The following is a 24,587-nucleotide window of genomic DNA, read 5'->3' as shown; positions in this document are numbered from 1 at the left end:
CCGGTGCCACGTCACATGTCCGATGCCGGGCCGGTGCCACGTCACATGTCCAACCCCGGATCGGTGCCACATCACATGACCGGCCCCGGATCGGTGCCACGGCACATGGCCGAGCGGATCCAGCGGACCGCCTACGTGCTGGCACGCCGTATCGCAGGCCGCCGACAGGCCGACCTCGTCGAGGAGTTCTGCCGCCGGCTGCCCGCCGGTTCCGCGCCCGGTCTGCCCGCCCGCCCGTACGTGCCCCGGCCGCCCCGCACCGGCACCGGGCTGCTCACGCGCGGGCCGCGGGCCCTTCTCGTCCGACCCGGCTGAGCAGCGCCACCGGCCTCTCGGCGAACAGTTCGGCCATCGCGACCGTGGCCCCGGTGAACTTCCGGCCGGGCGCCAGCAGATCGGTCCACGGCCCGTCGTCCGGCAACGCCAGCTCCGTCCCGCGCCAACCGCCCGACTCCGCCAGCCGCAGCGACAGCCTGGTCACCGCGGTCACCACCTCGCCCGAGCGGCAGAAGGCCAGACAGTGCGCTGCCGCCGGACCACGGGCGCTCAGCGGGGTGTACGTACCCGACTCGCCGAACACCTCGGGCCGTTCGCGCCGCAGCCGCAACGCCACCGCCGTGAGCTCGCCCTTCTCGCCGGAAGCCCCGTTCTCGGGTGCGTGGCGAAACGGCCTCCGGTTGTCCGGGTCGACCAGTGCCACGTACTCCCGTTCCGTGCCCTGATACAGATCCGGCACACCCGGCATGGTCAGCTGCACCAGCGCCGCACCGAGCACATTGGCCCGTACGTACCGGCCGAGCGTGCCCGCGAACCGTTCCAGCGCCTCGCGCACCGGACCGCTGCTCGCGGCCGGTCCCGCGGCGACGAAGTCCGTCACCGCCCGCTCGTACGACGGATCCGGCTCGGTCCAGCTCGTGCTGAGCCCCGCCTCGCGGACCGCCTTCAGCAGCGCGGGCTCCAGCCGCGCCGCCATCTCCCGGGGCGGCAGCTCCGCGCAGCCGTAGGCCGTCTGCCAGGCGTGCCAGGCCAGCTGCGCGTCGGGCGCGGTCGCGGGAGTCACCCGCTCCAGCTCCACCAGCAGCCAGGACCACTGCTCCGGACACTCCGTCAGCACCGCGATGCGGGCCCGTACATCGGCGCTCCGCTTGGTGTCGTGGGTGGTCAGTGCCGTGCCCGCGGCAGGCCAGTCGCGCGCCAGCCGGGTGCAGAACGCGTGGAACTCGTCCGGTGTCACCGCCGGATGCCCGGGATCGCCGCCGACCTCGTTCGCCGAGATCAGCGGAACGTACCGGTAGAACGCCATGTCCTCGACCGACTTGGCGCGCGACGCCGACGCCGTCTGGGCGAACCGGGTGCAGAACGCGGCCCGGTCGGGCCCCCCGCCCAGCCGCCCCAGTGCCAGGTCCCGCACCACATCCACGGCCGACGCCTCCTCCGGAACGGAGAACGCCGCCTTCGCGTCCCGTACGACCGCGTCGGGGAGTGTCTCCCGGGCCGCCTCCGTGCAGGGGGCGCCGGCCGTCGCATACGGGCGGTAGACGGGCACGCGCACGAGCAGTTCGCGCACGGCGGCGTGCAGCGCCCACGGGGCGTGGTCGCGCAGCGCGGGGTCCCCGGCGCAGATGCGTACGGCGAGCCGGGTCAGCAGCGCGGTCTCGGCGGCCAGCTCATGCGTCACCACCCGGTACGCGGCCCGGCGGACGGTCGACGTCCAGTCACCGCCGCGGTCCCCGGCCGGTCCCGCGTACTCCCGGTAACGGCCGATCAGCTCCGCCGCGCCCATCGGATCGACGAAGAGGCCGTCGATCCGGTGCAGCGCGTCGTACCCGGTCGTCCCCGCGACGGCCCAGTCCGCGGGCAGGGGTTCGGCACCGGTGAGGATCTTCTCCACCACCGTCCACCGCCCGCCGGCCGCCGCCGAGAGCCGCTCCAGATAGGCCGCGGGATCGGCGAGCCCGTCGGGGTGGTCGACGCGCAGCCCGTCGACGACCCCGTCCCGGACCAGTTCGAGGATCTTGCCGTGGGTGGCGGCGAAGACCTCCGGGTCCTCCACCCGCACCCCGATGAGCTCGGAGATGGTGAAGAACCGGCGGTAGTTCAGCTCCGTACGCGCCAGCCGCCACCAGCCGAGCCGGTAGTGCTGGGCATCCAGCAGTTCGGGCACGGGCAGGTGTGCGGTGCCCGCCCGGAGCGGGAACTCCTGCTCGCCGTGGCGCAGCACCTCCCCGTCGACCCGGAGCCTGCCGATCTCGTCGCCGACCGGCCCGGCGAGCACCGGCAGCAGCACCTTGCCGCCGCCCGCCGCCCAGTCGATGTCGAACCAGCGGGCGTACGGGGACTCGGCGCCCTCGCGCAGCACCTCCCACAGCGCGCGGTTGAGGCGGGGGACGGCGGCCATGTGGTTCGGCACGATGTCCACGACCAGCCCGAGCCCGTGCTCACGCGCCGTACGGGCCAGCTCCCGCAGTCCCTCCTCCCCGCCGAGTTCGGCGCGTACCCGGCCGTGGTCGACGACGTCGTACCCGTGTCTGGAGCCGGGAACGGCTTCGAGGACCGGGGACAGATGCAGATGGGAGACGCCGAGCCCGGCGAGATACGGCACGGCGTGCGCGGCGGCCGAGAACGGGAAGTCCGGCTGGAGCTGGAGCCGGTAGGTGGCGGTGGGCGTCATGCGCCGTTACGTACCCAGCCCGCGGCCTTCTGTGTCACGGAACGCCGCAAAGGGCTCGACCGGCGGTGTCGTCGCCCGTCGGTCCGGCCGTCGGCCGGGAGCTACGCGGGCCGCTGCAGCACCGCCATGCTCCGCCCGACCAGTGTCACCCGTTCGCCTGCCGACACCTTCGGCCCGGAGCCGGGCAGGACCCCGGCGGGGCGGGCCGTGTCGACCACCACCAGCCAGTGCCGCCCGTGGTTCACCGGAACGGAGAACTCCAGCGTCTCGGCGCTCGCGTTGAACATCAGCAGGAACGAGTCGTCGGAGATCCGCTCGCCGCGCGGCCCCGGTTCGGAGATCGCGTGGCCGTTGAGGAAGACCGTCAGCGCCTTGGCATGCGCGGCCTGCCAGTCCCGCTGCGTCATCTCGCGGCCCTCGGGTGTGAACCACGCGATGTCCGAGAGCTCGTCGTGCGTGCCCTCGACCGGCCGCCCGTGGAAGAACCGGCGGCGGCGGAAGACCGGATGGTCACGGCGGAGCCAGACCATCGCCCGGGTGAACTCCAGCAGGCTGCTGCCCAGACCGTCCCCCTCGGCCGGAGCGTCCTCGTCCGTGTCGTCCGCGCCGTGCGCCGCGGGCTCGGCGGGGTCGGGCCAGTGCACCCACGACAACTCGCTGTCCTGGCAGTACGCGTTGTTGTTGCCCCGCTGCGTGCGCGCGAACTCGTCTCCGTGGCTCAGCATCGGCACACCCTGCGACACCATCAGCGTGGCGATGAAATTCCGCATCTGCCGCATCCGCAGCTCCAGCACCTCCGGCTGGTCGGTCTCGCCCTCCGCACCGCAGTTCCAGGACCGGTTGTGGCTCTCGCCGTCCCGGTTGCCCTCGCCGTTCGCCTCGTTGTGCTTGTCGTTGTACGAGACCAGGTCGTGCAGGGTAAATCCGTCGTGGCAGGTGGTGAAGTTGATCGAGGCGAGCGGCCGCCGCCCGTCGTCCTGGTACAGGTCCGAGGACCCGGTCAGCCGCCCGGCGAACTCGGCGAGGGTCCTCGGCTCGCCCCGCCACAGATCCCGCACGGTGTCCCGGTACTTGCCATTCCACTCGGTCCACAGCGGCGGGAAGTTCCCCACCTGGTAGCCGCCCTCGCCCACGTCCCACGGTTCGGCGATCAGCTTCACCTGGCTGACCACCGGGTCCTGCTGCACCAGGTCGAAGAACGACGAAAGCCGGTCGACCTCGTGGAACTGCCGGGCCAGAGTGGCCGCCAGATCGAAGCGGAAGCCGTCCACGTGCATGTCCGTGACCCAGTACCGCAAGGAGTCCATGATCAGCTGGAGCACGTGCGGCGACCGCATCAGCAGGGAGTTCCCGGTCCCCGTGGTGTCCATGTAGTACCGCTGGTCGTCCGCGAGCCGGTAGTACGAGGCATTGTCCAGGCCCCGGAAGGAGAGCGTCGGACCCAGGTGGTTGCCCTCCGCGGTGTGGTTGTAGACCACGTCGAGGATCACCTCGATGCCCGCCTGGTGCAGCGCCCGCACAGCCTGCTTGAACTCCAGCACCTGTTCACCGCGGTCGCCCCAGGAGGCGTACGCGTTGTGCGGGGCGAAGAAACCGATGGTGTTGTAACCCCAGTAATTGGCCAGCCCCGCGTCCACCAGCCGGTGGTCCTGCACGAACTGGTGCACCGGCATCAATTCGATCGCCGTGACACCCAGTTCCGTCAAATGGGCGATCACCTCGGGATGGGCCAGCCCCGCGTACGTGCCGCGCAGCTCCTTCGGCAGCGCCGGATGGAGCATCGTCAGGCCCTTCACATGGGCCTCGTAGATCACCGTGCGGTGGTAGTCCGTACGGGGCCTGCGGTCGTCGCCCCAGTCGAAGTACGGGTTGACCACGACGGAGGTCATGGTGTGCGGCGCCGAGTCGAGATCGTTGCGCGCGTCGGGCCGCCCGAACGGATAGCCGTACACCGCCTCGCCCCACCGGATCTGCCCCGCGACGGCCCTGGCGTACGGATCGAGCAGGAGTTTGGCCGAATTGCAGCGGACACCGCGCTCCGGTTCGCAGGGACCGTGGACCCTGAATCCGTACCGCTGACCGGGCATCACCCCGGGCAGGTAGGCATGGCGGACGAACGCGTCGGTCTCCCTGAGTTCCACCGCCGTCTCGGAACCGTCGTCGTGCAGCAGGCACAACTCGATTCGGTTGGCGGCCTCCGAGAAGACCGCGAAGTTGGTCCCGGCGCCGTCGTACGTGGCACCGAGGGGATACGCCTGTCCCGGCCAGACCTGCATAGGTTCGACTCTTCCACTTCTGATCCGGGTGTCTGGGGGCTTGCGGGCTGCTTGAGCCAGATCTTCCCCGAAAGAGGTGCGGCTACCTAGGACGTCGCGCGGTCCGGTCAACATCGGGCCTCTCCGTGTCGCCCGGAATAGGAATCCGGCGGCCTGAGCCGGTCGCATGCCCGGTACGGAGCCCCGGACAGGGGGCTCAATCACTATGAATCCGCTCACTACGGCAGATCTTGCCCATGGGAACATACCTACGTCACAGGGGAGTTGACGAAGCAGCCTGCTCATCCGGCTGCACCGGATCCCGCTCGCGGAGTACCCTTCCTTGATCGTTGGTGGGGGAGTGGAAGGCGGTGCGCAGGTGAGCTCGGGAGGGTTCGAGCTGCCTCCAGGTGACACAGGTCACGAGGGGGAATCCACCGATGCCCCGCCCGGGGCGGTCTCACTTGCGCGGCCCATGGAGATCGGCGCGGAGCTGGACTGGGGGGCGGACGCCTGGAGCGAGGTGCGTACGCGCGCCCAGCGGGCCGGGCGTGCCTACATCTGGCTGAATCTCGTGGAGCAGCGGCTGCGTGCCGTGGTCGCCGCGGTGCTCCGGCCCATCTATGAGCCGGTCCACGGCGAGGACTGGGTGGTGGCCGCCGCGGGGCCCGCCGGGCAGGAGTGGGTGCAGCGCGCCGTCGCGGTACGCGAGGTCTCCCGCCGCAAGGGCTATCTGCTGGATCCGGCCGACGACAATGTGCTCAGCTTCCTCACGCTGCCGCAGCTGCGCGAGCTGATGGTCCAGCACTGGCCGTGCTTCGAGGCGTACTTCGACGACCGGCGCGAGGTCGAGCTGGCGCTCGACGAACTGGAGGTCGCCCGCAATGTCGTCTCCCGCAACCGGGCACTGAACGAGGCGGTCCTCGCCCAGGCCGAGCGCGCCTCGGCCCGGCTCCTGGAGATTCTGGGCAACGGCGCGGCGGTCCCCTCGGCCGACCGGCTCCCGGTCGACGCCGTCGAGGAGCTGGTCGGCGACCGCTACGCGGATGTGGTCTCCGTCCACTCCGACCGGGTGCGGCTCCAGCGCCAGCTGCCCGCCGAGGACCTCTTCGGCGGTTCGCGCCGGCTCGACGCGATCGGCATAGGGCTCAATCTGCTGGTGCAGAACTTCTCCGGCCGCAGGCTGATCCGGCTCGCCGAGTCGGGCTGCCGGGTCCGGCTGCTCTTCATCAACCCGGCGAGCAGCGCGGTCAAGCGCCGCGAGCGGGAGCTGGGCCTCAAGAAGGGCGAGCTGAGCCGGTCGGTGGAGATGAACATCCTCCACATGCGCCGGGTCCGCTCCAAGCTCCGTGACCCGGGCGCGTTCGAGATCCACGTCTTCGACGAGACGCCGCGCTTCACGGCCTATCTGGTGGACGGTGACGGGACGGACGCGGTCGGGGTCGTCCAGACGTATCTGCGGCGCGCACGCGGCATGGAGGCGCCCGTGCTGGTGCTGCGGGGCGGCGGGCGCGCGGTGGTCCGGGCGGGGCAGGACAACGAGCGCGGGCTGTTCGAGACGTACCGCGAGGAATTCGAGTCCGTGTGGACGGACTCCCGGCCCGTTTCCTGAGGGGCTGCTTCCTGAGGGGCTGTCCGTCCGTTGTCAGTGGTGCGTGCGAGGGTGGTCATCACCTGGGGGAGAGCACCACGAAGGAGGTACGGGATGAGCTGGCACCGGGAGGCGCTGGTCGGCTTCGACCTGGAGACGACGGGCACGGAACCGCTGGAGGCCAGGATCGTGACAGCCGCGGTCGTCGGCGTCGGCGGCAGGGACGGGGAGCCGGTGCGGCAGGAGACCTGGCTGGCGGATCCGGGCATCCGGATCCCCGCGCAGGCCTCGGCGATCCACGGCATCAGCAGCGAGCGGGCGGCGGCGGAGGGCCGGCCGGTGCGCGAGGTGGCCGACGAGATCGCCGGGACACTCACGGAGTACTGGCGCCGCGGCGTGCCCGTCGTCGCGTACAACGCGGCCTTCGATCTGACGCTGCTGACGGCGGAGTTGCGGCGGCACGGGCTGCCGTCGCTGAGCGACCGGCTCGACGGGGCGGGGATCGGGCCGGTCGTCGACCCGTACACCATCGACCGGGCCGTCGACCGCTACCGCAAGGGCAAGCGCACCCTCGAAGCGGTCTGCGTCGAGTACGGCGTGGTGCACGGCGGCGCCCATGACGCGGCGGCGGACGCACTGGCCGCGGTCCGGGTGGCGTACGCGATAGCCGAGCGGCACGGCTCGGTGGCCGAGCTGACCGCCGCCGAACTGCACGAGCGCCAGGTGGAGTGGTACGCCCATTGGGCGGCCGACTTCCAGCAGTTCCTGCGCCGCAAGGGCACGGCGGACGCGGTGATCGACGGCCACTGGCCGGTGCGGGAGCCGGCCCGGGTCACCGGCTGAGGAATCAGCCGGCCCGGCGGAGGGAAACCTGCTCCGTCCGGTGTGCGTGGATCCCGTGCCCGCCCGGAGCGGGAAAACGCCGGAGAGCCGGTCCGGCCTGCGCGAGAACCGAGCCCGTGTGGTGGTCGAGGACGTCGTTCGAGCCTGTCCGGCGATGGAGGGCGTCGTTCGAGCTCGTCCGGTGGTCGAGGGCGTCGTTCGAGCTTGCCCGGTGTGCGAGGCCGGAGCGGTGGTCACCGAGCGGCGCCGGGCGTCCGCGTACCGGACCCAACCATCCGCGTACCGGACCCGGCCGTCCGCGTTCTAGAACGGATACCACCGCACCGCCGCGTCAGCGTCGCGCAGGGACGCCACCCGGCGGCGGAACTCCGCGAGCGCCTTCGGATTGGTCGGCGCGTGCTGGGAGACCCAGGCACAGCTGGCCGTCTCCCGAGCCCCGCGCAGTACCGCGCAGCCGTCCCATTCGCGGACGTCCCAGCCGTACACGGCGGTGAAGGCGTCGTACGCCTCGGCGGCCAGCCCGTACCGGTCCCGGGACAGCGCGAGCACCACCAGATCGTGTTCGCGCAGATCGGCGGAGAAGGTTTCCAGATCGACCAGCACCGGTCCGTCCGGGCCGATGTGGACGTTGCGGGGGAGGGCGTCGCCATGGATCGGGCCGGGCGGCAGATGGGGGACCAGTGCGGCCGCGGCCGCCGCGAAGCCGTCGCGGCGCTCGCGCAGATAGGCCGCGTCGGCCGGGTCGATCGCATCGCCCGCGAGCCGCAGCCAGCGCTCGACGCCGCCCAGCAGCTCACGGCGCGGAAGGGTGAATCCGTCCGGGGCGGGCAGCGCGTGGACCAGGGTGAGCAGCCGTGCCAGATCCTGCGGCTCGGCAGGGCGCACGGCGGCGGGCAGCCGGTGCCAGAGCGTCACCGGGTGGCCCTCCACCAGCCGCGCCCCGGGCTCCGCGGCCCGTACGGCGGGGACACCGGAGGCGGCCAGCCATTCGGCGACGGCCACCTCGCGTTCGGCCCGGTCCCGCAGTTCCGGGTTCCGCACGGCGTCCCGGCCGACCTTGACCACCAGGTCGTCCACGGCGAACACCGCGTTCTCACCCAGCGCGAGCAGCTCCGCGCCGCCGGACAGTCCGGCAGCGGTCAGCACCTCGCGCGCACGCTTCTCATTCATGGCTCCGATTTTCGCATCCATGCAGGTTGGCTTGACGAACAGATGGCCCGTCAGCACGATGACGAGGGCCAACCTGAGCGGCCAGAACGGTATGAAACCGATCGAATGACGCGAAGGGGGCGCATCTATGACATTAGCGAGTGCGACCGTACGATCCGGGACACACAGTCCGCCCGGTGGCCCGCACGAGAAGCAGAACCGGCCGGCCGGCCGGAACGCCGGCACCTGGTTCCTGGTGCTGCCGGCGCTGATCCCGATCCTGATCCTCAGCGTCGGCCCGCTCCTCTACGGCATCGCCCTGGCCTTCACCGACGCCCAGTCCGGCCGCACCCGCTCCACCCAGTGGGTGGGCGGGCTGAATTTCCAGGACCTGCTCCACGACACCCTCTTCTGGGAGTCGTTCCGGATCGGCCTGCTGTGGGCCGTCGGCGTCACCGCGCCGCAGTTCGTGCTGGCGCTCGGTCTCGCCCTGCTGCTCAACCAGAATCTGCGGATGCGCTGGCTGGCACGGGCGCTGGCGATCATTCCGTGGGCGATGCCCGAAGTGGTCGTCGGCATCATGTGGCGGCTCGTCTACAACCCGGACGCGGGCGTCCTCAACGAGACCATCCGCGACCTCGGCCTCGGTGACGGCCGGGCCTGGCTCACCGGGCTCGCCACCGCCCTGCCCGCCGTGATCGTCGTGGGCGTCTGGGCCGGTATGCCCCAGACCACCGTCGCCCTGCTGGCCGGACTGCAGAGCACCCCGCACGAACTCCACGAGGCCGCCGCGCTCGACGGAGCGGGCGCCTGGCGCCGCTTCCGTACCGTCACCTGGCCCGCGCTCAGGCCGGTCGCGCTCTCCATCACCGCGCTCAACTTCATCTGGAACTTCAACTCCTTCGCCCTGGTCTACGTACTGACCAACGGCGGACCGGGCGGCCGCACCCGGCTGCCGATGCTCTTCGCCTACGAAGAGGCCTTCCGTTACGGACAGTTCGGCTACGCCGCGGCGATGGGCTGTGTGATGGTCGCGGTGATCTCCGTGCTCCTCGCGGTGCATCTCGTCGGCCGGCTCCGGGGAGGGGAGGACCGGTGAGCAGCCTGCGCACCAGCAGATCCGCGCGCGCCGGACAGTATGCCGCCCTGCTCGGCTATCTCGTCTTTCTGGCGTTCCCGTTCCTGTGGCTGATCTCCACCGCCTTCAAACCGGCGCGCGAACTGGGCTCCCTGCACCCGACCTGGATCCCCGAGCATCCGACACTGGACAACTTCCGCGCGGCGTTCGACGAACAGCCGCTGGTGCAGGCCGCCGCCCATTCGCTGACCGTCGCGGCCTGCGCCGCCGTCGTCGCGGTGCTCGTCGCCACGCCCATGGCGTATGTGACGGCCCGCCACCGCTCCAGGCTCTCGACGGCCACCACCGGCTGGGTCGTGGTCAGCCAGGCGTTCCCGTTCGTCCTGCTGATCATCCCGCTCTTCCTGATCCTGAAGAACCTCCATCTGATCAACACCCTGTGGGGGCTGGGCATGGTGTATGTGGTCTGGGCGCTGCCGTTCGCGCTGTGGATGCTGACCGGGTACGTACGGGCCGTGCCCGCCGAGCTCGAAGAGGCCGCCTCGGTCGACGGCGCGGGCCGGCTGCGGACGCTCGTCTCGGTCACCGCACCGCTGCTGGCACCCGGCATCGTCGCCACCGCGCTCTTCGCCTTCATCACCGCTTGGAACGAGTTCTTCTTCGCGCTCGTCCTGCTCAAGACACCGGACAAGCAGACCCTGCCGGTCGTGCTGACCCACTTCCTCGGCGCGGAGGGCGCGGCCGATCTCGGACCGCTCGCCGCCGCCGCGTTCCTCGCGACCCTTCCCTCACTGGTGGTCTTCGCGCTCATCCAGCGGCGGATCACCGGCTCCATGCTGGCCGGGGCGGTGAAGAGCTGATGCGCGCACCGGTACGGAGGGCGGCCGCCGCCGCGGCCACCGCGCTGGCCCTGCTGCTCACCGGCTGCACGGGGACGGAGAGCGGAAGGGGCGACGGCGGGCGGATCGAGCTCAGCTTCCAGTCGCTGGCCTGGCAGAAGGAGTCCGTCGACGCCAACAAGCAGCTGGTGAAGGAGTGGAACGAAACCCACCCCGGCATCCATGTCACGTATGTGCAGGGGAGCTGGGACACCGTGCACGACCAGCTCCTCACCTCCTTCGAGGGCGACGAGGCGCCGGACGTCATCCATGACGCCTCCGACGACCTCGCCGACTTCGCGTACGGCGGCTACCTCGCCGACCTGCGGACGCTCCTTCCGGACCGGCTGAGCGCCGACATCCCGCAACAGAGCTGGCAGACCACCACCTTCGGCGACGGCGTCTACGGAGTGCCGTTCCTCCAGGAGCCCCGCGTCCTGCTCGCCAACACCAAGATCCTCAAGGAGTCGGGGGTCCGCATCCCGACCCCCGGCAGCCCCTGGAGCTGGACCGAATTCCGGCAGGTCGCCAAGGAGCTGACGGGCAGGGGGAGATACGGCGTGGCCTGGCCGCTCAAGGAGCCGGTCTCCGTCACCCTCAACCTCGGGCTCTCCGCCGGCGGCCGGCTCTTCCACCGCGGCGCCGACGGCCGGGTGACCCTGCGCGCGGGCGAGGGCGACCAGGTCGTCCTCGGCATCATCCACGACCAGGTCGGCACCGACCACAGCGCCGCCCCCGCCGCGCTCGGCATGGGCGGCTCCGACACCCTCCCTGGGTTCTTCGGCGGCAAGTACGCGATGGTTCCGCTCGGCTTCTCGTACCGCCAGCAGGTCGTCGAGCAGGCCCCCGAGGGCTTCGAGTGGACGGTGCTGCCCGCCCCCGCGGGCAGCGGAGGACTCGCCCAGGGGGTGAGCCCGCAGACCCTCTCCGTCTCGGAGGCCAGCCCGCACAAGAAGGAAGCCGCACAGTTCATCGACTTCCTGCTGCACCCGCGGAACATGGTGCGCCTCGCCAAGGGGGACTGGATGCTCCCGACCGGCACCACGGCCCTCGCGGACCCGGCACTGCACACCGACAAGGACGGCTGGTCGACCGGCGCAGCGGTCGCGAAGGGGCTCCGGCCCGCGCCCGCCCAGTCGGTCCGCGGCTATCCGGAATGGAAGGACAAGGTCGCCACGCCCGCCCTCCAGGAGTACTACAGCGGGGCGATCGGCGCGGACGAGCTGAGGAGACGTCTGGTGGACGACGGGAACCGGGTGCTGGCCCGCTATCAGCGCTGAGGTGCCCGAAAATAAAATAGACGAGACGTCTCGTCTCGCTTAGGGTGTGGGCATGCCGAATGCCGCGCGCGCCCATATCGCCATGTTCTCCATCGCCGCCCACGGTCACGTGAACCCGAGCCTGGAAGTCGTCCGGGAGCTCGTCGCCCGTGGGCACCGCGTCAGTTACGCCATCCCGGCGTCCTTCGCCGAGAAGGTCGCCGCCACCGGCGCCGAACCGGTGCTCTACACCTCGGTACTGCCGACCGAAGAGACCCCGGACGCCTGGGGCACCGAACTGATCGACAACCTCGAACCCTTCCTCGACGACGCCGTGCAGGCCCTGCCCCAGCTGATCAGAGCCTTCGACGGGGACGAGCCCGACCTCGTCCTGCACGACATCACCTCCTACCCGGCGCGGGTCCTCGCCCACCGCTGGGACGTTCCCGCCGTCTCCCTCTCGCCCAACCTGGTCGCCTGGGACGGATACGAGGAGGAGGTCGGCGAGCCGATGACCGCCGAGCTGAAGCGGTCCGAGCGCGGGCGGGCGTACTACCGGCGCTTCCAGGCGTGGCTCACCTCGAACGGGATCGATCAGCACCCGGACCCGTTCGTCGGCCGGCCGCCGCGGTCGATCGTCCTGATCCCCGAGGTGCTCCAGCCGAACGCCGACCGCGTCGACAGGGCGGTTCACACCTTTGTCGGCGCCTGCCAGGGCGACCGGGCGGATCAGGGGGAGTGGCAGCGTCCCGCCGAGGCGGACAAGGTGCTGCTGGTCTCGCTCGGCTCGACCTTCACCGACCAGCCCGGTTTCTACCGCGACTGCGTCACGGCCTTCGGCGATCTGCCCGGCTGGCACGTCGTGCTCCAGATCGGCGCCCGGGTCGACGCCGCCGAACTCGGCCACGTACCGGCCCAGGTGGAGGTGCACTCCTGGGTGCCGCAGCTCTCCGTGCTGAAGCAGGCGGACGCCTTCATCACCCACGCGGGTGCCGGGGGCAGTCAGGAGGGGCTCGCCACCGCCACCCCGATGGTCGCCGTACCGCAGGCCGTCGACCAGTTCGGCAACGCCGACATGCTCCAGGCGCTCGGCGTCGCCCGCCATCTCCCGATGGCCGAGGCGACCCCCGAGTCGCTGCGCGCGGCCGTGCTCGGGCTGGTGGGGGACCCCGAGGTGGCGAAGCGGGCCGCGGCCGTGCGGGAACGGATGGCGGAGGAGGGCGGCACGATGCGGGCGGCCGACCTCATCGAGGCCGAACTCCCCGGCTGACGGCGGCCGGGCCCGTCGGGGCCGAACTTCCCGGCTGTCGGTCGTAGGTCGCGTCAGGGCCGAACTCCCCGGCTGGCGGCCGCCGGTCCCATCGGGGGTGAACTTCCCCTGTTGCGGGCGGGGGTGGAATCAAGCCGACTCCTCGCCCGCCCGGAGATGCCGCCCCACTCCGTCTTCCCGTCTGCGAACCATGCCGGTCGTCGCTGCGGGGGCGGCAGGGCCCGTACCTGGGGCGGACGTCGCGACGGGCGTGCCCGACTTGGGAGCGGCTGGCCGGTTTCTTATTACGAAACTTTGTTGAGTAAGTCACAGCTGCATGAAGGTCTTGATCTGAGCGCGTCAATCAGCGAGGGTTTCGAGCCAACCCCCGGAGATATTCCGGCCGGAGGCCAATCCCCCCACAAAGAATGACGAGGAGACCCCTCTTCATGGCAATTCACAAGCGCGCACGCCGAATGAAGCTGACCGCCGCAATAACCGCGGTGGCCGCAGCCGCCGGAGTCACCCTGATGGGCAGCTCCCTGGCCGGAGCCGCCCCCGCTCCCGCGATGGGCACCGTCTACGGTGCGGACGCGGCGGACGCCGTCTCGGGCAGCTACATCGTGATGCTGGACCACAAGGCCGACAAGGCGAAGCTCGCCAAGGAGTACGGCGGCAAGCTCAAGCGGAACTACAGCTCCGCCATCAACGGCTTCTCCGCGAGCGGTCTTTCGCTGACCGAGGCCAAGCGCCTGGCGGCCGACCCGGCCGTCTCCAAGGTCGTCCAGAACAAGAAGTTCCACATCGACGCGACCCAGGACAACCCGCCGTCCTGGGGGCTGGACCGGATCGACCAGACCGAGACGGCCGGCGACAACGCGTACACCTACCCGGACAGCGCCGGAGAGGGCGTCACCGCGTACGTCATCGACACCGGTGTCCGCACCACGCACAACGAGTTCGAGGGCCGGGCCAGCTCGGGCTACGACGCCGTCGACAACGACGACAGCGCCGACGACGGCAACGGCCACGGCACCCACGTGGCGGGCACCATCGCCGGCGCGACCTACGGGGTCGCCAAGAAGGCGAAGATCGTCGCCGTCCGGGTCCTCGACGACTCCGGCTCGGGCACCACCGAGCAGGTCGTCGCCGGTATCGACTGGGTCACCGAGCACCACGAGGGCCCCTCCGTCGCCAACATGAGCCTCGGCGGCGGCGCGGACGAGGCGCTCGACTCCGCGGTCCAGAAGGCCATCGCCTCCGGAGTCACCTTCGCGGTGGCCGCCGGAAACGACTCCGCCGACGCGAGCGAGAGCTCCCCGGCCCGCGTCCCGGAGGCCATCACGGTCGCCTCGTCCACCGTGGACGACGAGCAGTCGTCGTTCTCCAACTACGGCTCGATCGTGGACATCTACGCCCCCGGCTCGGACATCACCTCGTCCTGGAACGACAGCGACGACGGCTCCAACACCATCTCCGGTACGTCCATGGCGACCCCGCACGTCGTCGGTGCCGCCGCCGTCTACCTCTCCGGACACCCGGACGCCACCCCGGAAGAGGTCGCCACGGCGCTGACCGACGGTGCCACCCCCGACGCGATCTCCAACGCGACCGAGGGCACGCCGAACAAGCTGCTGAAGATCGTCGAGTAGCCGCTCGCCGGCAGACGTGACCGGGCGGCGGACGCCCGGCGCGACGGAATCGGCGGCCGCCGCGCCCTCCCCCACGGGGCGCGGCGGCCGCACCGCGTGAAGAGACCGTCCTATGGTGTGCCCATGACGATGTACGCGGCGCTGTTGCGCGGAATCAATGTGAGCGGCCACAAGAAGGTTCCGATGGCCGAACTCCGCACACTGCTCACCGAACTGGGCCACGGCGGCGTCCGAACCCACCTGCAGAGCGGCAACGCCGTCTTCAGCAGCGCGTCGGACGACGAGAACGCACTCGCCGCCGAGCTGGAGCAGGCCATCGAGGAACGGTTCGGGTTCCCCGTCCCCTGCCTGGTCCGGGACGGCGCCTACCTCGCGGCAGTTGCGGCGGCCTGTCCCTTCCCGGCCGCCGAACTCGAAGGCAGGCAGCTGCACGTCACCTACTACGGACAGCCGGTCGACGCCGAACGCTTCGCCCGGATCGACCCGGCGGCCTACCTCCCCGAGGCGTTCCGGCTCGGCGACCGCGCGCTCTACCTCTACGCACCCGACGGCCTGGGCCGTTCCAAGCTCGCCGGGGCACTGTCCCGGCCCACCCTCACCAAGGGCGTCACGGCCACCTCGCGCAACTGGAACACCGTGGCCAAGCTCGTGGAGATGACCGCACACGACGGAGCCCGCACATGAGCGAACCGTCCCCCGCAGTGGCCGCGGCCGTGGAAGGAGAGCTCCGCCTCCTGGACCCGGTGGTCCGGGCCTCCGCCGAGCTCCTCTCCCAGGTGCTGCACCCCGAATACCGCGAGATCGACTCCTCCGGCCGGGTCTGGGACCGTGACACGATGATCGCCTCGCTCACCGGGGACGACGCCCCGCATCCCGGTCCGCTCACCGCGTCCCGCATGCGCGGAGACCAGCTGGACGACCAACTCGTCCACCTCACCTACGACACCGAGACGAAGGGGAACCTCGCCCACCGCAGTTCGCTGTGGCGACTGACCGGCACGGACTGGCTGCTCTACTTCCACCAGGCCACACCCTTCGCCCACGACACGAGCCCCTGTCCCGGCGACGGAGGCTGAGCCCGTTCAGCGACGGGCGACGCGTTGCGCCCGCGCCGTCCACCGCCCGTCCGTACGGGAGATCCGCACCGGATGTCCGAAGCAGTCGCTGACCCGGTCGGTGGTCAGCACCCCGTCGGCCGGGCCCGATGCCACGCAGCGGCCGCCCCGCAGCAGCATCGCGTGCGTGGTCGAAGCGGGCAGCTCCTCCAGATGGTGCGTGACCAGGACCGTCGCCAGCTCCGGATGCTCCTCGCGCAGCGTGTCCAGGCTGTCGAGCAACTGCTCACGGGCGGCGAGGTCGAGGCCCGTGGCCGGTTCGTCGAGCAGCAGCAGCCGCGGTCGCGGCATCAGGGCGCGGGCGATGAGGGTACGGCCCCGCTCGCCCTGCGAGAGCGCCGGCCACCGGGATTCCGTCTTGCCGCCCATGCCCAGCATCTTCAGCAGCCGCTCCGCCTGCGCCCGCTGCTCGTCGCTCGCGGACCAGCGCGGCACCGGTTCGACCGAGTTGGTCAGTCCGGTCAGCACCACCTCGCGCACCGACAGCGGGGAACGCAGCGGATGACGCGGATTGACATGCCCGAGCAGCGACCGCAGCTCCCGGAGATCGACCCGCCCGAGAGTGCGCCCCAGCACCTCGACCGTGCCCCGGGTGGGGTGGTTGACCGCGCCGAGCAGCCCCAGCAGCGTGCTCTTCCCGGCTCCGTTGGCACCGAGCAGCGCCCAGTGCTCACCGCTGCGGACGGTCAGCGAGACCGCGTCGAGCAGGACGTTGCCGTCCCGTACGAGCGAGACGCCGTCGGCCCGGATCACCGGAACGGCGGCCGGGGAACGCGGGGCACCGGCCGGGGCGGGAACGGGGGTGGTGGCAGGCATGGTCACGTGCGGGTACTCCTTCATGCGGGCACTCCTTCATGCGGGTGCGAGCGCCTCCAGGCGGCTCATGTCCTCGGCGGACAGCCGGATCTCCCGAGCCCCCAGGTTCTCCGCGAGATGGGCGGTCGAACCGGTGCCCGGCGTCGGGCACAGCACGGGGGAGCGGTGCAGCAGCCAGGCGAGGGCGATCTGCCCGCGGGTGGCACCGTGCCGATCGGCGATACCGGCGAGCGCCGCAGCTGCCTCGCCGGTCAGGGCGCCGTTCGCCAGCGGGAACCAGGGCAGAAAAGCCAGGCCGTGGGCCTCGCACAGCTTCAACACCGCATCCGACGAACGGTCGAGGAGATTGAAGCGGTTCTGCACCGAGGCGATCCCGGTCAGGGAGAGAGCCTGCTCCAGCTGGTCGGCGGTGAGGGTGTCCAGACCGATGTACCGGATCTTACCCTCCTGCCTCAGCGTCTCCAGAGCACCCAGCTGGTCGGCCATCGGCACCTCCGGGTCCAGCCGGTGCAGCTGGTAGAGATCGATCCGGTCCGTCCGCAGCCGCCGCAGACTGGCCTCGCACATCGCCCGCAGCTGCTCGGGACGGCCGGCGATGTGCCAGGCGCTGTCGCTGGTCCGCACCACACCGCCCTTGGTCGCGATCACCAGGTCCTCGCGGTACGGATGAAGGGCCCCGGCGACCAGTTCCTCGGCCAGACCGGGACCGTAGTTGTCGGCGGTGTCGACGAGCGTGACACCCTGTTCGACGGCCGCCCGCAGCACGGCCACGGCATCCTGCCGCTCCCCGCGCGGGCCCCAGTATCCGGGGCCGGTCAGCTGGGCGGTGCCGTAACCGAGACGGCGTACGGGCAGCTCGCCACCGAGCAGGAACACCTCGCCGAGCGGCTGTGATGTGGAAGACATGACAGAAACACTAGTCCCCGTCGGCGCCCCGGCCTCTGGCCCCAAGGGCTGTCCCGTAATCCCTGGTGGATTGGCGTGCGGCGTCGGATGCGGTGCATCGCACGGCGGAGGGACGCCCAATGCTGGATGTATCCGGGCGTTCCGGCAACGCGCGAGGTGCCGTAGCCGTCGTCGCACGCCCGCCAGGGATTACGGGACAGCCCTTAGGCTGAGGTGCCGCCGGCCCGCCGGGGAACCGGCGTGCTGATCTGTGCGGCCGCGGAACGGGAGTCGGGATGCGTTACATCATCGTCGGGGCGGGTGCCGTCGGCGGCGCCATCGGGGGACGGCTGGCCGAGTCCGGCCACGACGTCGTGCTCGTCGCCCGCGGTGCCCAGTACGAGGCACTGCGCACCGGCGGGCTGCGGCTCGTCACACCCGACGGGCCGCGCACCCACCGGCTCCCCGTCGTCGACCGTCCCGAGGCGCTCGACCTGACCGCGGACGACGTCCTGGTGCTCGCCGTGAAGACGCAGGACACCGCCGCCGCGCTCGACGCCTGGAGCGTCCGGCCCGTCGAGGGCGGCTCCACGGCGGGCGAGCGGCTGCCCCTGGTCTGCGCGCAGAACGGGGTGGAGAGCGAGCGCCTCGCGCTGCGCCGCTTCCGGCAGGTGTACGGCATGTGCGTCTGGCTGCCCGCCACCTTCGTCGAACCCGGCGAGGTCTCGGCCGCCGGAACGCCACTGACCGGCATCCTGCACCTGGGCCGCTACCCCACCGGAACCGACGGGACGGCCCGGCTGATCGCCGCCGACCTGGAGAAGTCGAAGCTGCTCGCGCCCGTCGTGCCGGACGTGATGCGCTGGAAGTACGGCAAGCTGCTCGCCAACCTCGCCAACGCGATCGAGGCCGTCACCGGCCCGCTCGCCGAACAGGACGCGCTCGCCCTGTTCGAGCGGGCGCTGGCCGAGGGCCAAGCCGTGCTCGCGGCCGCCGGGATCGACCCCGTCGGTCAGGAGGAACAGGCCGAGGCGCGGGCCGGCCGGATCCGCTTCGAACCGTTCGACGGTTCCCCGCACGGCGGCGGCTCGTCCTGGCAGAGCCTCAGCCGGGGCACCGGCACGATCGAGGCCGACTTCCTCAACGGCGAGATCGTGCTGCTCGGCCGCCTCCACGGCGTACCCACACCGGTCAACGACGTACTCCGCCACACCGCGAACACGTTCGCGCGCGAGGGCCGGGAGCCCGGCTCGATGGCCGTGGCCGATCTCGTCGCGCTCGTCGACGCCGGCATCTCCTGAACCGACCGGACCGGCCGCGTCGCTTTTCTTCAAGACCGCTGTCAGTGGCCCGTCCTAACGTGGAGCGCATGAAGAACGAGCACGCCCACATGACCGAATGCGCCGGCGAAGCGGCCCGGATCGCCCGCTCCATCAGCCTCGAACAGCTCGACCTGCCCACGCCCTGCGGCGACTGGGACCTGCGCGGGCTCGTCAACCACTGGGTGCTCTACACCTCCCACGGCCTGGAGCACCGCGCCCTGCGCGAGGATCTCCCCGAGGAGCTCACCACCCGCGACTTCACCGCCGACGCCGACTGGGCGCAGCAGTACGTGGCACAACTGGACCGGGCCGTCGCCGCCTGGTCGGACCCGGCGGTCTGGGAGGGCGAGATCGACCTCGGGGGTTCCACGACCCCCGCCTCCGAGACCGCCGCGATGCTCATCGAGGAGACGGCCCTGCACACCTGGGACGTGGCCCGCGCCGTCGGTGAGGAGCTCCGGCTCTCCGACGCCGCGTCCGCCTACCTCCTCGATGTCGTCGACAGGTACGCCGCCCTCTACCGGCAGTACGACGGCTTCGCCGACGAGGTGACGGTGCCCGGACCGGCGTCCGTGTTCGAACGGGCACTGGCCCACAGCGGACGCGACCCGCACTGGACCGGGGCCTGAGAGCGGCCCGTCCCCGCCCGGAAGTGGGGTGAGCGGGGCCGGGCTACGCGCTGAGCGGCGCCGGCCGGGCGAACGGGACGCGGGCCTCGTCGTACCGGGTCAGCAGCAACCGCGCCAACTCCGGTGAGGCGCCCAGGACATCGGCCAGCACGTCCGCGCCGGCCGCTCCTGCCGCGATACGGTCCGGGAGCCGGCCGGGCGCGATGACATAAGGGGCCACCGCCACCCGCCGGACCCCCTCGGCCCGCAGCGCCCGCACCGCGTCCTCGGTCCGGGGGAGGGATGCGGAGGCGAACGCAGGCCGCACGGAACACCAACCGGTGTACCGCAGCTCCCGCGCGATTTCAGCGATCACTGCGATCGCCTCCGGGTCTGTGGAGCCCGCCGAGGCCAGGACGAGCCCGGTCGAACTCCGGTCGCCGGGACGGATCCCGGCTTCGTACAGCCGCCGCTCCAGCGCCGAGTTCAGCAGCGGTGACGGCCCGAGCACCTCGGCCTGCCGGATGCGCAGCCGGTGCAGTCTGGTCCGGGCCTCATGCAGGACCGTCGGGATGTCGGACTTGGCGTGGAAGGCCCGGGTGAGGAGGAGGGGGAGTGCGATGACGTCCCCCGCGTCCTGCGCGGCCAGCCGTTCCAGCACCCTGGGTACCGACGGCGCGTTGAAGTCCAGGAAGCCGGTCTCCACGCGCAGGCCCGGCCGCAGCGACCGCACCCGTGCGGTGAGCGCGTGCACGGTCGCCGCGTGCCGCGGATCGCGGCTGCCGTGGGCGATGAGGAGGAGGACCGGGGCGGACATGGCGTGGCTCAGTTCTTGACGAGGAGACCGCGGCTGCGTAGTACCCACCGCTCCAGCGGACTGAAGATCAGCAGATCGATCGCGATGCCGACGAACAGGATCAGGATGATGGCCAGGAAGATGCCGGGCATGTCGGCGTTGTTGCGGCCGTTCTCCAGCAACTGGCCGAGCCCGAGCCCGAGGTCCGGGGAGGACGCGATGATCTCGGCGGCCATCAGCGAGCGCCAGGAGAACGCCCAGCCCTGCTTGAGACCGGCCAGATAGCCGGGCAGCGCGGCCGGCAGCACGATGTGCCAGGTCCCGCGCAGCCCGGTCGCGCCGAGCGTGCGGCCCGCCCTGAGGAACAGCGGCGGCACCTGGTCGATGCCGGAGACCAGCCCGTTGGCGACCGAGGGGACGGCGCCCAGCAGGATCACCGCGTACATCATCCTGTCGTTCAGCCCGAGCCAGATCACCGCGGGCGCCACCCAGGCGACCGACGGCAGCGACTGCAGTCCGGACAGGATCGGGCCGATCGCCGCGCGTACGAACTTCACCCGGGCGACCAGCAGGCCCAGCGGCGTACCGATGGCCACGGCCATGAGGAAGCCGAGCAGCCCGCGCGAGATGCTGGTCCAGACGACCTCCAGGAGCGTTCCCTGGAGCCACATGTCGGCCGCGCTGTCCCACACCGCCGCCGGAGAGGGCAGCTTGTAGTCGTCGGTGACCCGGGCCTCGACGAGCAGTTGCCAGACGACGACCACCAGGGCCACCGCGAGGAGCGGCGGCAGCACCTTGCGGAGCAGCACCTCGCGCACCGGGGTGCGGTGCACCTGCACGGTGTCCAGCGCGTCGAGCCCGGCCTCCAGCCCGGCCAGATCGTCGGGCTTGGTGTCAGTGCTGGCCATGACGGCGGATCTCCCCACGCAGTTGTTCGGTGATCTCAAGGGACAGCTCCGCCACCGCGGTGTCCTCGATGCGGCGCGGCTGTTCGATGCCGACGGTCCACTCGCGGGCGATCCGGCCGGGCCGGGACGACAGCAGGACGACGCGCTGGGCGAGCCGTACCGCCTCGCGCACGTTGTGCGTGACGAAGAGGACCGAGACGTTCGTCTCGCGCCAGATCCGGGTCAGCTCGTCGTGCAGCACGTCCCGGGTGATGGCGTCGAGAGCGGCGAACGGCTCGTCCATCAGCAGCAGTTGGCTGTCCTGGGCGAGGGCCCGGGCCATTGCCACCCGCTGCCGCATACCGCCCGAGAGCTCATGCACCCGCTTCCCGTACGCCCCGCCCAGCCGTACGAGTTCGAGCAGCCGCTCCGCCTCCGTGCGGCGGTCGGACTTGGGCATGCCGCGCAGGCGCAGGGCGAGTTCTATGTTCTTGCCCGCGGTCAGCCACGGGAACAGGGCGTGCTCCTGGAACATCAGGGCGGGCCGCCCGCCGGGGGTCTCGATGGACCCCGCGGTCGGGCGGTCGAGTCCGGCCACCAGGTTGAGCAGCGTCGACTTTCCGCAGCCGGAGGCTCCCAGGAGGGTGACGAACTCGCCCGGCGCGACATCGAGCGTGATGTCGTCCAGGACGAGTTGCTGCCCGGTCGGCCCGCCGAAGGACTTCGAGACCTGCGCGATACGAGCGGCGTGCCCGACCGAGACACGGTCCTCGGCCTTGGTGAGAGTGGTCGCCATGGTCGTCACCTCCTGGGAGTCTGCGAGCGGGTGCTTACTTGACGCCGAGACCGGCGTCGGCCACCTCGGGCCTGCCCGCGGCCTTGAGGATCTTGTTCAGCGGCTTCAGGTCGTAGATGCCCTGGAGGTCCGGCTTCTCCAGAAGACCCGCCTTCACCGCGTGCTCGGCCTGCGCGTCGAGCGTGGCCGCCAGCGGGTCGTCGATGATCTGGATCGACTTCCACGCCGGGTCGATGATCTCGGCCGGCAGCGCCTTGCCGGTCAGCTTCTTCAGCGCCGCGTTGGCGGAGGCCTTCGCCTCGTCCGGGTTGGCGTTGATCCACTCGTTGGTCTTCACCGAGCCGCGCAGCACCGCCTCGACCACGTCCGGGTGATCCTTGAGGAACTTCTGCGACACGATGATGTTCGTGATCACGAACTTGTTGTCCGGCCACAGCGTCGACTCGTCGAGCAGTTCCTTCGCTCCCTCGGCGACCAGCTTGGACGCGGTGGGCTCGGGGACCCAGGCGCCGTCGATGGAGCCGGACCTGTAGGCGTCCGGGGTCACCTTGTTGTCCGTGCGGACCACGGAGACATCGCCCTTGCCGCTCTGGGCGTCGACCTTCCAGCCCTTCTCGGAGATCCAGTTGAGGAACGCCACGTCCTGGGTGTTGCCGAGCTGCGGGGTGGCGATCTTCTTGCCCTTGAGGTCGTCCAGGGTCTTGATCTTCTTCGGGTCGACGACCAGCTTCACCCCGCCGGAGGCCGAGCCGCCGATGATCCGCAGGTTCTGTCCCTTGGATTTGGTGTAGCCGTTGATGGAGGGCGAAGGCCCGATGAAGCCGATGTCGATCGCGTTGGCGTTCAGCGCCTCGATCTCGGACGGTCCCGCGTTGAACTGCGAGGTCTTCAGCCGGGTGCCGCCGAGCTCCTTCTGGAAGAGGCCCTCCTGGTCACCGACCAGAGCGGTGGCGTGCGTGAGGTTCGGGAAGTAGCCGATCCTCACGGTGTCGGCGGACAGCTTCTTGCCGTCGGCGGAGACGTTCGCCGTCCCGGCGTCGTCCTTCTTCGCCTCGGAGCCGTAGCCGCAGGCGGTGAGGGTGACGGCGAGCAGCGGCAGGGCGGCGGCAGCGGCGAGGCCGCGGCGCAGCGTGGTACGGGGGGCAGGCACGGGAGGCTTTCCTCTCGTTGGCCCGGTTGTCGCGTCCTTCGGAACTACGGGGACGCGGCCGGGAAGTCGGCAGGTCTTCGTATGAACTGGCTGAGCGGGCGGTGCGGTTGGTGCGGGAGGGCGCGCAGGCGGTGCGCGTACGTCATCGCGCACATCGTGCGACCCCGCCCTGGCCGCTGCCGAGGGCGCCGCTGCCGACGCGGCCGCCCTCCTTCGCGAACGTGGAGTAGATGTCGGTGGTCATCAGAAGTCCCATGCGGCGTCGTCGGCCGCGGCGGCCTCGGGCCCGGCCGCGGCGGCGAACGAGGCACCGGCCATGCCGGCCGTCAGCGTGGTGCCGTCCGCCGGGTCGATCAGCAGGAAGGAGCCGGTGCGCCGGGAGTCCGCGTACGCGTCGAGCGCGAGCGGCTCCGCGGTGCGCACGACGACCCGGCCGATGTCGTTGGCGACGAGCGTGCCCGGCGCCGGGTGCGGGGAGAGATCGTCCAGGGTGAGGCGCGAGGGGATGTCCTTGACGATCGCCTTGACGGTGCGGGTGGTGTGCTTGAGCAGCACCCGCTGGCCGACGGTGAGCGGCTGGTCGGCGACGTGGCAGACGGTCGCCTCGACGTCCTGGGTGACCGCGGGCGCGTCGCCGGACGGTGCGATCAGGTCGCCGCGCGAGATGTCGATGTCGTCGGCCAGCCGGATCGTCACGGACTGGGGCGCCCACGCGATGTCGACGCTCTCGCCGAGCGCGTCGATCGCGGAGACCGTCGACGTACGGCCCGAGGGCAGCACGGTGACGGCCTCGCCGACGCGGAACACGCCGGCCGCGATCTGGCCCGCGTAGCCCCGGTAGTCCGGGTGCTCGGCGGTCTGCGGCCGGATGACGTACTGGACGGGGAAGCGGGCGTGGCAGCCGGTGAGGTCGTGGCTGACCGGCACCGTCTCCAGGTGTTCCAGGACCGTGGGACCGCCGTACCAGTCCATGTGCGCGGAGGGTTCCACGACATTGTCACCGGCCAGTGCGGAGATCGGGATCGCGGTGATCTCCGGGACGCCGAGCGACGCGGCGTACGCGGTGAACTCCTCGGCGATGGCGGCGAACACCGGCTCCGCGTAGTCGACCAGGTCCATCTTGTTGATGGCCAGCACCACATGCGGCACCCGCAGCAGCGCGGCGACGGCGGCATGGCGGCGGGTCTGCTCGACGACACCGTTGCGGGCGTCGACGAGGACGACGGCCAGCTCGGCCGTCGAGGCGCCCGTCACCATGTTCCGGGTGTACTGCACATGCCCCGGGGTGTCGGCCAGGATGAACCGGCGGCGCGACGTGGCGAAGTAGCGGTAGGCGACATCGATGGTGATGCCCTGCTCGCGCTCGGCCCGCAGCCCGTCGGTCAGCAGCGCCAGGTCGGGCGCCTCCTGGCCCCGGCTGCGCGAGGCGTGCTCGACGGCCTCCAGCTGGTCGGTGAGGACCGACTTGGAGTCGTGCAGAAGGCGTCCCACGAGGGTGGATTTGCCGTCGTCGACGGAGCCCGCGGTGGCGAACCGCAGCAGAGTGGTGGTCGACAACTGCTCTGGGTGCCGGGTGGGTGCGGTCAT

At 71.1% G+C, this 24,587-nt stretch carries 21 protein-coding genes and 1 pseudogene; 12 read left to right on the top strand and 10 right to left on the bottom strand.

Annotation, left to right across the window (positions count from 1 at the left end):
- Positions 1-315: pseudogene (locus ACIOMQ_RS10625) on the top strand (hypothetical protein); the annotation flags it as partial.
- On the opposite strand, the gene treY reads toward ACIOMQ_RS10625, so the two are convergent.
- Positions 275-2,671 (bottom strand): malto-oligosyltrehalose synthase, encoded by a 2,397-nt coding sequence (gene treY / locus ACIOMQ_RS10620; RefSeq protein ID WP_402188597.1) that lies wholly within the window; start codon positions 2,669-2,671, stop codon positions 275-277. The pseudogene ACIOMQ_RS10625 and the gene treY sit on opposite strands and share 41 nt — an antisense overlap.
- Positions 2,672-2,772: 101 nt before the next feature.
- Positions 2,773-4,947 carry a glycogen debranching protein GlgX gene (glgX, locus tag ACIOMQ_RS10615; protein WP_362197863.1) on the bottom strand — a complete coding sequence of 725 codons (2,175 nt, stop codon included), beginning with the start codon at positions 4,945-4,947 and terminating at the stop codon, positions 2,773-2,775.
- Positions 4,948-5,305: 358 nt separating this feature from the next.
- On the opposite strand from glgX, the gene ACIOMQ_RS10610 reads away from it, so the two are divergent.
- Together ACIOMQ_RS10610 and ACIOMQ_RS10605 are read left to right on the top strand one after the other, a co-directional pair.
- Positions 5,306-6,538, top strand: a complete 1,233-nt coding sequence (locus ACIOMQ_RS10610; protein WP_362197860.1) for an SAV2148 family HEPN domain-containing protein — start codon at positions 5,306-5,308, stop codon at positions 6,536-6,538.
- A gap of 93 nt (positions 6,539-6,631) precedes the next feature.
- Complete coding sequence (locus tag ACIOMQ_RS10605; protein ID WP_401755717.1) at positions 6,632-7,360, top strand: 3'-5' exonuclease; 729 nt, start codon at positions 6,632-6,634, stop codon at positions 7,358-7,360.
- A gap of 303 nt (positions 7,361-7,663) precedes the next feature.
- Here the strand turns inward: ACIOMQ_RS10605 and ACIOMQ_RS10600 are convergent, their stop codons facing one another.
- Positions 7,664-8,530, bottom strand: a complete 867-nt coding sequence (locus ACIOMQ_RS10600) for an aminoglycoside phosphotransferase family protein (protein WP_362197854.1) — start codon at positions 8,528-8,530, stop codon at positions 7,664-7,666.
- A gap of 127 nt (positions 8,531-8,657) precedes the next feature.
- On the opposite strand from ACIOMQ_RS10600, the gene ACIOMQ_RS10595 reads away from it, so the two are divergent.
- The 7 genes from ACIOMQ_RS10595 to ACIOMQ_RS10565 all read left to right on the top strand — a co-directional run bounded on the left by ACIOMQ_RS10595 (position 8,658) and on the right by ACIOMQ_RS10565 (position 15,701).
- Positions 8,658-9,608 (top strand): sugar ABC transporter permease, encoded by a 951-nt coding sequence (locus tag ACIOMQ_RS10595; RefSeq protein WP_362197851.1) that lies wholly within the window; start codon positions 8,658-8,660, stop codon positions 9,606-9,608.
- The gene (locus ACIOMQ_RS10590; RefSeq protein WP_362197848.1) at positions 9,605-10,447 is read left to right on the top strand and encodes a carbohydrate ABC transporter permease; all 843 of its coding nucleotides are present in this window, start codon (positions 9,605-9,607) and stop codon (positions 10,445-10,447) included. The genes ACIOMQ_RS10595 and ACIOMQ_RS10590 overlap by 4 nt, the downstream gene beginning before the upstream one ends.
- Positions 10,447-11,745 carry an ABC transporter substrate-binding protein gene (locus ACIOMQ_RS10585; RefSeq protein WP_401755722.1) on the top strand — a complete coding sequence of 433 codons (1,299 nt, stop codon included), beginning with the start codon at positions 10,447-10,449 and terminating at the stop codon, positions 11,743-11,745. Before ACIOMQ_RS10590 ends, ACIOMQ_RS10585 begins: the two co-directional genes overlap by 1 nt.
- Positions 11,746-11,797: 52 nt before the next feature.
- A complete protein-coding gene (gene mgt, locus ACIOMQ_RS10580; protein WP_401263678.1) occupies positions 11,798-12,994 on the top strand; it encodes a macrolide-inactivating glycosyltransferase in 1,197 nt (398 codons plus the stop codon).
- Positions 12,995-13,422: 428 nt separating this feature from the next.
- The gene (locus tag ACIOMQ_RS10575; protein WP_401755728.1) at positions 13,423-14,625 is read left to right on the top strand and encodes a S8 family serine peptidase; all 1,203 of its coding nucleotides are present in this window, start codon (positions 13,423-13,425) and stop codon (positions 14,623-14,625) included.
- A 123-nt stretch (positions 14,626-14,748) separates the two neighbouring features.
- Positions 14,749-15,309: a DUF1697 domain-containing protein gene (locus ACIOMQ_RS10570; RefSeq protein WP_401936400.1), complete on the top strand. Its 561-nt coding sequence runs from the start codon at positions 14,749-14,751 to the stop codon at positions 15,307-15,309.
- Positions 15,306-15,701, top strand: coding sequence for a nuclear transport factor 2 family protein (locus tag ACIOMQ_RS10565; protein WP_362197833.1), 396 nt, complete (start codon positions 15,306-15,308; stop codon positions 15,699-15,701). The genes ACIOMQ_RS10570 and ACIOMQ_RS10565 overlap by 4 nt, the downstream gene beginning before the upstream one ends.
- A 6-nt stretch (positions 15,702-15,707) precedes the next feature.
- Here the strand turns inward: ACIOMQ_RS10565 and ACIOMQ_RS10560 are convergent, their stop codons facing one another.
- Both ACIOMQ_RS10560 and ACIOMQ_RS10555 read right to left on the bottom strand, forming a co-directional pair.
- Positions 15,708-16,556 carry an ATP-binding cassette domain-containing protein gene (locus ACIOMQ_RS10560; protein WP_362198075.1) on the bottom strand — a complete coding sequence of 283 codons (849 nt, stop codon included), beginning with the start codon at positions 16,554-16,556 and terminating at the stop codon, positions 15,708-15,710.
- Between the two features lie 36 nt (positions 16,557-16,592).
- On the bottom strand, positions 16,593-17,462 hold the full coding sequence (locus tag ACIOMQ_RS10555; protein ID WP_362197830.1) for an aldo/keto reductase: 870 nt from the start codon (positions 17,460-17,462) through the stop codon (positions 16,593-16,595).
- A 275-nt stretch (positions 17,463-17,737) separates the two neighbouring features.
- Here ACIOMQ_RS10555 and ACIOMQ_RS10550 point away from each other — a divergent pair, with 275 nt between their 5' ends.
- Together ACIOMQ_RS10550 and ACIOMQ_RS10545 are read left to right on the top strand one after the other, a co-directional pair.
- Positions 17,738-18,742 (top strand): ketopantoate reductase family protein, encoded by a 1,005-nt coding sequence (locus tag ACIOMQ_RS10550; protein ID WP_401755734.1) that lies wholly within the window; start codon positions 17,738-17,740, stop codon positions 18,740-18,742.
- 68 nt (positions 18,743-18,810) lie between these two features.
- Positions 18,811-19,392 (top strand): TIGR03086 family metal-binding protein, encoded by a 582-nt coding sequence (locus ACIOMQ_RS10545; RefSeq protein WP_402188594.1) that lies wholly within the window; start codon positions 18,811-18,813, stop codon positions 19,390-19,392.
- Between the two features lie 43 nt (positions 19,393-19,435).
- On the opposite strand, the gene ACIOMQ_RS10540 is transcribed toward ACIOMQ_RS10545, so the two are convergent.
- The 5 genes from ACIOMQ_RS10540 to ACIOMQ_RS10520 form a co-directional block, all read right to left on the bottom strand.
- Entirely contained in the window at positions 19,436-20,188 is a 753-nt protein-coding gene (locus ACIOMQ_RS10540) for a sirohydrochlorin chelatase (RefSeq protein ID WP_402188592.1), read from the bottom strand.
- Between the two features lie 8 nt (positions 20,189-20,196).
- On the bottom strand, positions 20,197-21,075 hold the full coding sequence (locus ACIOMQ_RS10535; RefSeq protein ID WP_362197818.1) for an ABC transporter permease: 879 nt from the start codon (positions 21,073-21,075) through the stop codon (positions 20,197-20,199).
- Complete coding sequence (locus tag ACIOMQ_RS10530; protein WP_362197815.1) at positions 21,062-21,850, bottom strand: ABC transporter ATP-binding protein; 789 nt, start codon at positions 21,848-21,850, stop codon at positions 21,062-21,064. The genes ACIOMQ_RS10535 and ACIOMQ_RS10530 overlap by 14 nt, the downstream gene beginning before the upstream one ends.
- A 34-nt stretch (positions 21,851-21,884) precedes the next feature.
- Positions 21,885-23,000: an aliphatic sulfonate ABC transporter substrate-binding protein gene (locus tag ACIOMQ_RS10525; protein WP_402188590.1), complete on the bottom strand. Its 1,116-nt coding sequence runs from the start codon at positions 22,998-23,000 to the stop codon at positions 21,885-21,887.
- Positions 23,001-23,243: 243 nt separating this feature from the next.
- Positions 23,244-24,587 (bottom strand): sulfate adenylyltransferase subunit 1, encoded by a 1,344-nt coding sequence (locus ACIOMQ_RS10520; RefSeq protein WP_402188587.1) that lies wholly within the window; start codon positions 24,585-24,587, stop codon positions 23,244-23,246.

It is taken from the genome of Streptomyces sp. NPDC087845, assembly GCF_044742755.1.
Lineage (GTDB): Bacteria > Actinomycetota > Actinomycetes > Streptomycetales > Streptomycetaceae > Streptomyces.
The sequence above is the reverse complement of the archived record's forward strand: the minus strand, read 5'-3'. Positions and strand labels throughout refer to the sequence as shown.

Bases quoted from the DNA above. Each gene is read 5' to 3' on its own strand.
- ACIOMQ_RS10545 (WP_402188594.1), top strand. From the start codon at position 18,811: ATGAAGAACGAGCACGCCCACATGACCGAATGCGCCGGCGAAGCGGCC.
- ACIOMQ_RS10585 (WP_401755722.1), top strand. From the start codon at position 10,447: ATGCGCGCACCGGTACGGAGGGCGGCCGCCGCCGCGGCCACCGCGCTG.
- ACIOMQ_RS10530 (WP_362197815.1), bottom strand. From the start codon at position 21,850: ATGGCGACCACTCTCACCAAGGCCGAGGACCGTGTCTCGGTCGGGCAC.
- glgX (WP_362197863.1), bottom strand. From the start codon at position 4,947: ATGCAGGTCTGGCCGGGACAGGCGTATCCCCTCGGTGCCACGTACGAC.
- ACIOMQ_RS10555 (WP_362197830.1), bottom strand. From the start codon at position 17,462: ATGTCTTCCACATCACAGCCGCTCGGCGAGGTGTTCCTGCTCGGTGGC.
- ACIOMQ_RS10575 (WP_401755728.1), top strand. From the start codon at position 13,423: ATGGCAATTCACAAGCGCGCACGCCGAATGAAGCTGACCGCCGCAATA.
- ACIOMQ_RS10550 (WP_401755734.1), top strand. From the start codon at position 17,738: ATGCGTTACATCATCGTCGGGGCGGGTGCCGTCGGCGGCGCCATCGGG.
- treY (WP_402188597.1), bottom strand. From the start codon at position 2,671: ATGACGCCCACCGCCACCTACCGGCTCCAGCTCCAGCCGGACTTCCCG.
- ACIOMQ_RS10605 (WP_401755717.1), top strand. From the start codon at position 6,632: ATGAGCTGGCACCGGGAGGCGCTGGTCGGCTTCGACCTGGAGACGACG.
- ACIOMQ_RS10570 (WP_401936400.1), top strand. From the start codon at position 14,749: ATGACGATGTACGCGGCGCTGTTGCGCGGAATCAATGTGAGCGGCCAC.
- ACIOMQ_RS10560 (WP_362198075.1), bottom strand. From the start codon at position 16,556: ATGCCTGCCACCACCCCCGTTCCCGCCCCGGCCGGTGCCCCGCGTTCC.
- ACIOMQ_RS10520 (WP_402188587.1), bottom strand. From the start codon at position 24,587: ATGACCGCACCCACCCGGCACCCAGAGCAGTTGTCGACCACCACTCTG.
- mgt (WP_401263678.1), top strand. From the start codon at position 11,798: ATGCCGAATGCCGCGCGCGCCCATATCGCCATGTTCTCCATCGCCGCC.
- ACIOMQ_RS10535 (WP_362197818.1), bottom strand. From the start codon at position 21,075: ATGGCCAGCACTGACACCAAGCCCGACGATCTGGCCGGGCTGGAGGCC.
- ACIOMQ_RS10565 (WP_362197833.1), top strand. From the start codon at position 15,306: ATGAGCGAACCGTCCCCCGCAGTGGCCGCGGCCGTGGAAGGAGAGCTC.
- ACIOMQ_RS10540 (WP_402188592.1), bottom strand. From the start codon at position 20,188: ATGTCCGCCCCGGTCCTCCTCCTCATCGCCCACGGCAGCCGCGATCCG.
- ACIOMQ_RS10600 (WP_362197854.1), bottom strand. From the start codon at position 8,530: ATGAATGAGAAGCGTGCGCGCGAGGTGCTGACCGCTGCCGGACTGTCC.
- ACIOMQ_RS10595 (WP_362197851.1), top strand. From the start codon at position 8,658: ATGACATTAGCGAGTGCGACCGTACGATCCGGGACACACAGTCCGCCC.